Raw genomic sequence first — 6211 nt, forward strand, 5'->3', positions numbered from 1 at the left:
CGACCTCACCGCCGCCCGGGCCCACAACATCCTCCCCACGATCAACCGCGCGGAAACGATCTACCTCTACGCCGACAAGGGCTACGTCGGCGGCGAGAGCGATCTGCTCCTCGTGCCCCGTAAGAAGCCCGCGAACGGCGAACTTTCCGACGGCCTCAAGGAGAGCAACCGCGTCCTCGCGGCCACCCGCGCACCCGGCGAACGCGGCTTCGCGGTCCTGAAGAACTGGCGCGTGCTCAGCCGTTTCCGCGGCTGACCCAGGCCGTCTTCGTCCTGGAACAGGAGGGAATCTAGAAAAACAAACTTTGAAAATGCTCAATGCTCGCGCCGACCCGGCGCCGAGCCCGCTGACCATGCGGTCGACTTACACCCCAGAAGCAGGAACCCAAAAACTAGCCGCCGCACGACAACCAGTCGCGCAACAGGAGCCAGTATCGGTTCCGGGACGTTTCGTCATGCCGACCATACCGATGCCCCGAGACGGGGAGCCGCTGGGTGCGCTGGTCCCGACCCGGCCGGGCATCAAGCAGGCAGCAGCCCAGGTCCTCCGAGAGATTCGACCCGACCTCGACGACAGTGGCATCGATCAGGTCATCCGGAACACGCGGTGGGCGCCGCAGGCCGTGCTCGTAAGCCGGCCGATGAACGAGATCGAAGCAGTCGCTAAGGCCGTCCGCGACGCAGGCGTCTCCTGTAAGGCGATCAAAGGCCACGACGGGTCGTACTGGCCGCCGCCGCCGGCCGACGACTCATCGGAGACGGCGACACTGATGTTGCGTAGGGCCTTTCTGATCTCTGATCGGCCCCTTGATGCGCTGGCCGTGATCCGGCCCGACCTCGGTCTCGAACAGATCAAGGAACTCGTCAAGGGCGAATGGAAGAGCTCGAAGTCAGTTCTGACCGACCGCCCCCTCATGGAGGTCGAGGTCGCCGCGAAGGTACTGAAGCGACTCGGGCTGCGAGTCGAGGTCGTCCGGGGCGAGGGAGGCTGACCGCCGACACCACCCCAGGCTGAAGAATGCCCCGTCACTTGCTACGGGGCATTCTTTTCCGTTGCTTGGAATAATCGGCAACCTCGACGAGACCAATCCCGTTCTGCCATATTCGGCCCGGCCATGCATGGCACAGCCCAAAACGGGGGCTATCTGCGCCTCCAGGCCGCCGTGGCGTCTGTTGAGGAACCATCGACCGTCGGTGAAGTGCGCAAAAGTTGAGGACGTGGTCATCGTCCAGAACCAGGGCGCCGTTCGCGTGCAACTCATGCAGGTGGAAGGAGGCCGCATCGGGGGTGATTAGGCCGGAATCGCTTGGCAGGTCGGCCTCCGGGTACCTGGCACGCACCTCGGCCTGCTGGAAGGGGTCGTCGGCGCTGATGCGGTGACGTAGGGCTTCGAGGCTGGGACAAAGCGTGGGAGGCTAGGCGGGTGTGCCGTTCTGTGACGAATAAACGTCAGCAACCTGGCCCAGCTGGCCGACGCCAGTTCTCGGCGGGTCGGCGGCGGCCTGGCCGCCGCGAGGGAATCATCACCGGGCTGCTTTGCATCGCGTTCCTTGCCGGGGCCTGCGGCGGCTCGGCGTCCACGGCTCCCGTCGGGGCGGTGACGGCCAGCCTGAGCTCGCGTCCGTCCCCGGCCATCCCGGGTGGGCCACCGCGCCCGGTCCGGATAACCGGGCCACAACCCGGCTACGTCGCCACCTGGTATGGCCGACCCGAGGTGGAACCGTCCAGGGGCGGCGACTCGACCCTTCAAACCATCCTCGCGGAACTGCGCCAGAAGACTCTCACCATGGCTGCCGAGGGAGGCACTCTCGAGGCCAGCTGCGACAACGACCGGATCATCGCCGTTCCCCAGGCAGCCAACCACTGCTCGACCGTGTACAACGGCCTGCGGATCGACTGGACGGTCGGCATGGGTGGCTACGACCCGCCCGGGTCGGACTGGCTCACCTACGGGTTCTCCCCGCCCTCCGCCGCGCTCCTGACGGCCACGAACGTCTACGAGCAGTTCTGGAAGCTGGCGACCGCGCTGCCGGGTTTTCCCCTGAAAGACCCGCGTTGCGACGTGATCCCAGCGGCCGTCCTGGTCAAGATCGGAGCGACGGGTCAGAAGGCGGACGCCGGCTATCGATGCCAATACCTCGCGGATGCCGATAATGATGCGGGGCACATGCGACGCGACCTGCGCGTCCTGACCGACGACGAAGGCCAGACCACCGTCGAGCCGTGACGACTGGGCAACGCCGCGCAGCTCCCCTACCCGCAACTTGCCGACCAGCCCCTTGTAGACGTCGATGTCGATGGGATCGACGACCCAGATCTCGCCGTGGGAAAGCTCGATGTCGATGATCGGCGGTTCGCCGTCACCGCAGCTCTCGTAGAGGTTGATGTCGCACCAGGGCAATGCCGAGACCTGCCGGCCCAGCGGGATCACGCCGACGGTGACGTTGGGCAGTGTCGAGATCTGGGCGATGCGATCGTACTGCGTGGCCATGCGGTGCGCGTCGCCGGCGGGCCAGCGCAGCGCGGCCTCGGTGAGGAGGAAGCCGAAGCGCTTCGCCGAGTCATGCAGAAGTTCCTGGCGGCGCTGCCGCAGCGCGACCGTCGCGGAGATGTCCTGGCTGGTGACGTCGGCGAGGTTGAGGACCGCGCGCGCGTAGGCAACCGTCTGCAGCAGCGCCGGGACGATCGTGGGCTGCACGGTGACGACGCGCCCGGCGCGGGCTTCCAGGTCCAGGACGCTGCGCTGCAGGTCCGGGCCGCCGTGGCGGAAGGCCTCCACTGCCGGGGTGTGCGCGGCCTCGGCCGGCTGGTGCAGGCGGGCACGAGCGTCGGTGTCCGCGCCGACGGCACTCGCCCACTCGCCGATCTCGGGCAGTGACAGCAGCGAGGTGCCGTTCTCCACCCGGGACAGTCGCGCGGCGCTCAGGCTCGTCCGCTCCGCCATCGCCCGGTGCGACAGGACCCTGCGCGTGCGGGGACGACGGTGATGCGGGCCGCGAGCGCCAGTATCTCCAGGGGAAACCCCCGCGCGTGCGGGGAGGACGGCCGCGTGGTCGCGCTCCTGCTCCACCCTTGCGGGAGACCCCCGCGCGTGCGGGGACGACGCGACGGCAATCGGGGTGTCCAGGAAGACCGTGGGGAGACCCCCGCGCGTGCGGGGACGACTCGGGATGGGTGGTGAAGGTCTCCATCAGAGACGGGAGACTCCCGCGCGTGCGGGGACGACGTGACGGCCATGGTCCTGGTCGCCTGGGCGGCGGGGAGACCCCCGCGCGTGCGGGGACGACCGGCGCGTCCGTCTCCAGGTCGATCCAGATGGGGGGAGACCCCCGCGCGTGCGGGGACGACCGGGCGTGATGGTGGATGGACGGGTCGACCGACGGGAGACCCCCGCGCGTGCGGGGACGACTACGAGGCCGCAGTCGAACGCGCGGTCGCCGGCGGGAGACCCCCGCGCGTGCGGGGACGACCTCCCAGCGACGGGCGGCGATCCACGCGCGGGCGGGAGACCCCCGCGCGTGCGGGGACGACCGTGGCCGCGGGAGCCCGTCAGGCTCGCCGAGAGGGAGACCCCCGCGCGTGCGGGGACGACACCGACGATCTTCGGATCGAAGATCGTGTGACAGGGAGACCCCCGCGCGTGCGGGGACGACTCGGAGCCGTACCGGACAGGGGTTGGGGCAGGAGGGAGACCCCCGCGCGTGCGGGGACGACCTTGCTGACCTGGGGTTTTGCAGGCTGGCAAGGCTCGAATTTATCAGTCGATGCATCGTCTGGCCGAAGGGCTCTCCACCCGAGTCCATAGCCGCCGGCACGTCCGAAGCTGCCGTCTGGGCCGGAGCGTGGCGGCTGGGGGCGAGAGCATGGGTGGTTCAATAGCCTGCTCGACTGTCGCTTGGGGGGCCTGTGGACGACGCGTTGGCGGTTGTGTGGGGCAAGTCGAATGCGCAAGGGTCGATGCATCTTTTGCTCGGCCATCTACTCGATACCGCGGCCATGGCCGAGCTTATCTGGGATCGCTTTTTGCCCGCCGCCACAAAAGATCACCTCGATGGGTGTAGCGATGGGAGCGGGAGGTCGCTGTTTGCGCTGCTGTGTGGCCTCCACGACGTAGGCAAGGTGACACCGGCATTCCAGATGAAAGACGACGGTCTGGCAAGAATGGTTCAGGGTGCCGGCTTGACATGGGCCGGCCTCACGGCCGATCAGGGTCGGCGTTGGAATCATGCGTGGGCGGGTGCCGTCATTGCCCGGAAGCGGCTGCGTGAGGCGGGGTGGCGGCCGTCGGCGTGCGGCTGGGTGTGGCCGCTGATTGCGGGCCATCACGGTCTTGTCCCGGGAGTTGATCGGCTGCATCCCAGCAGCCCTACGGCGCATGGGCGAGGCGTGTGGGGCGAGGTTCAGACCAGTTTCGTGGACCGGGTTGCTGGTGACCTGGGCGTGGACTTGGCGTCGTTCGCGCAGGTGGGCTCTCCGCGCCGCGGCGGCCAGTTGGCGGTGTCGGGGCTGGTCATCATGGCGGACTGGATCGCCAGCGACGAGCGGCACTTCGGCGGCCAGGCGGACCTGGCGGCGGTGTCGTTGGAAGCCTCGCGGGAGCGGGCCCGGCAGGCCTGGGAGCGGCTGGGACTGCGGGGTGGCTGGCGGGCCGGCCGACCGGCGCCCCTTGGCCAGCAGGATCTGGTCAAGCATCGGTTCGGTGATTCGGCGCGGCCTGCGCAGGCCAGCGCGGTGCGGATCGCTGAGACGATGCCCGTGCCAGGGCTGCTGATCGTCGAGGCGCCGATGGGAGAGGGGAAGACCGAAGCTGCGTTCGCGGCGGCGGAGGTGCTGGCTCGCCGGTTCGGCGCTGACGGGGTGTTCGTGGGCATGCCGACGCAGGCGACGGCGGATCCGATGTTTCGCCGGGTGCGGGACTGGTCGGTGCAGGTGGATCCGAAGGCTCCGCTTGGTCTTCTGCATGGCCGGGCACGGTTCAACGCCGAATGGGCGGCACTGCGGTCGCAGGTCACCTTTGCTGGGATCGGCGAGGAGTTCGACACGAACGCCACCGGTGGCTCCACGCCGGTCGAGGAACGTCCCTTGGTGGATGGGGTGGCTGCGGCGGAATGGATGCTGGGCGCGAAGCGGGGGCTGCTGACCCCGATCACGGTGGGCACGGTTGACCAACTGCTGCATGCGGCGACACGGACGAAGCATGTGATGTTGCGTCATGCCGGGCTGGCTGGCCGGGTGGTCATCCTGGATGAGGTGCACGCCTACGACGTGTACATGGCCCAGTTCCTGTTCGAGGCGCTGCGATGGCTCGCCGACGCCGGGGTCCCGGTCGTTCTGTTGTCGGCGACGCTTCCACCGGACCTGCGCGAACGGCTGGTCCGGGCGTATGTGCAGGGCGCGTTGCAGCAGCGTGAGGTGGACATGGCGGGCTTGCCGACGGTGGAGGGGTATCCGCGTGTCACCGCTGTCTGTGCGTCTCAGGGTGAGCCGACTTTCACGGTCGCGACGGACCCATCGTGGCGCGATTCGTTGAACGTCGAGGTGGAGATCCTCGCCGAGACGTCGACGTTCGCCCCGGATGCGGTCGCCGCGGCAGTGACCGCGGAGGTAGGGGCCGGCGGCTGCGCGCTGGTGGTGTGCAACACCGTCGGCCGGGCCCAGGGCGTCTTCGCGGCGTTGCAGCCGGTGTTCGGCGACGATGTCGTGCTGCTGCATGCCCGGTTCGTGGCCGTGGAGCGTGCTGCGCGCACGGAGCGGGTGGTGGACCTGCTCGGCCCACCGGGGCGGTCCGGGGGAACGGTTCGTCCGCAGCGGCTTGTTGTCGTTGCCACCCAGGTCGCCGAGCAGTCGTTCGACGTCGACGTGGACGTGCTCGTCAGTGATCTGGCCCCGATCGACCTGCTGTTGCAGCGTGTGGGCCGCCTGCATCGGCATGAGCGGCCCGAGCGGAGTCGCCAACCTAAGAGCATGTCTCACGTGGGGTGCGGGAGTTTCTTCCAGCAGGTGATCGCGGCGGCCAGGCAGAGGAACCCGAGGAAGTTACGGCCGTTGCGTTCGTAGCGGACGGTCAGCCGGCGGTAGCCGTCAAGCCACGCGATAGTCCTTTCGATCTTCCACCGGTGCCGGCCGAGGCGTTCGGTGCTCTCCACCCCGCGTCGGGCGATACGCCCGGCGATACGGCGCCGGCGCAGGAAGCGACGCAGATCCGGCTGG

5 protein-coding genes and 1 CRISPR repeat array are annotated in these 6211 nt (G+C 68.7%); of the genes, 3 read left to right on the forward strand and 2 right to left on the reverse strand.

Going from position 1 to position 6211, the window contains the following annotated elements; all coding sequences use genetic code 11:
• Both B056_RS0106800 and B056_RS0106805 read left to right on the forward strand, forming a co-directional pair.
• Window positions 1-256, forward strand: a 256-nt coding sequence (locus B056_RS0106800) for a transposase family protein (protein ID WP_018501137.1), incomplete at its 5' end; no start/stop codon positions are given.
• Window positions 257-455: 199 nt separating this feature from the next.
• Window positions 456-992 (forward strand): hypothetical protein, encoded by a 537-nt coding sequence (locus tag B056_RS0106805; RefSeq protein ID WP_026239415.1) that lies wholly within the window; start codon window positions 456-458, stop codon window positions 990-992.
• Window positions 993-1292: 300 nt separating this feature from the next.
• Here B056_RS0106805 and B056_RS42440 read toward each other — a convergent pair whose 3' ends face one another.
• Window positions 1293-2945, reverse strand: coding sequence for a DUF5753 domain-containing protein (locus B056_RS42440; RefSeq protein WP_076784651.1), 1653 nt, complete (start codon window positions 2943-2945; stop codon window positions 1293-1295).
• Window positions 2946-2955: 10 nt separating this feature from the next.
• A CRISPR array of direct repeats spans window positions 2956-3715; the repeat unit is 28 nt; unit sequence GGGAGACCCCCGCGCGTGCGGGGACGAC.
• A gap of 192 nt (window positions 3716-3907) precedes the next feature.
• On the opposite strand from B056_RS42440, the gene B056_RS35500 reads away from it, so the two are divergent.
• Entirely contained in the window at window positions 3908-6058 is a 2151-nt protein-coding gene (locus tag B056_RS35500; protein ID WP_076784652.1) for a CRISPR-associated helicase/endonuclease Cas3, read from the forward strand.
• Here B056_RS35500 and B056_RS40340 read toward each other — a convergent pair.
• The coding region (locus tag B056_RS40340; RefSeq protein WP_084647110.1) for a transposase at window positions 5971-6211 on the reverse strand (241 nt) is incomplete at its 5' end. The genes B056_RS35500 and B056_RS40340 overlap by 88 nt on opposite strands.

Source organism: Parafrankia discariae (assembly GCF_000373365.1).
GTDB classification, from domain to species: Bacteria; Actinomycetota; Actinomycetes; order Frankiales; family Frankiaceae; genus Parafrankia; species Parafrankia discariae.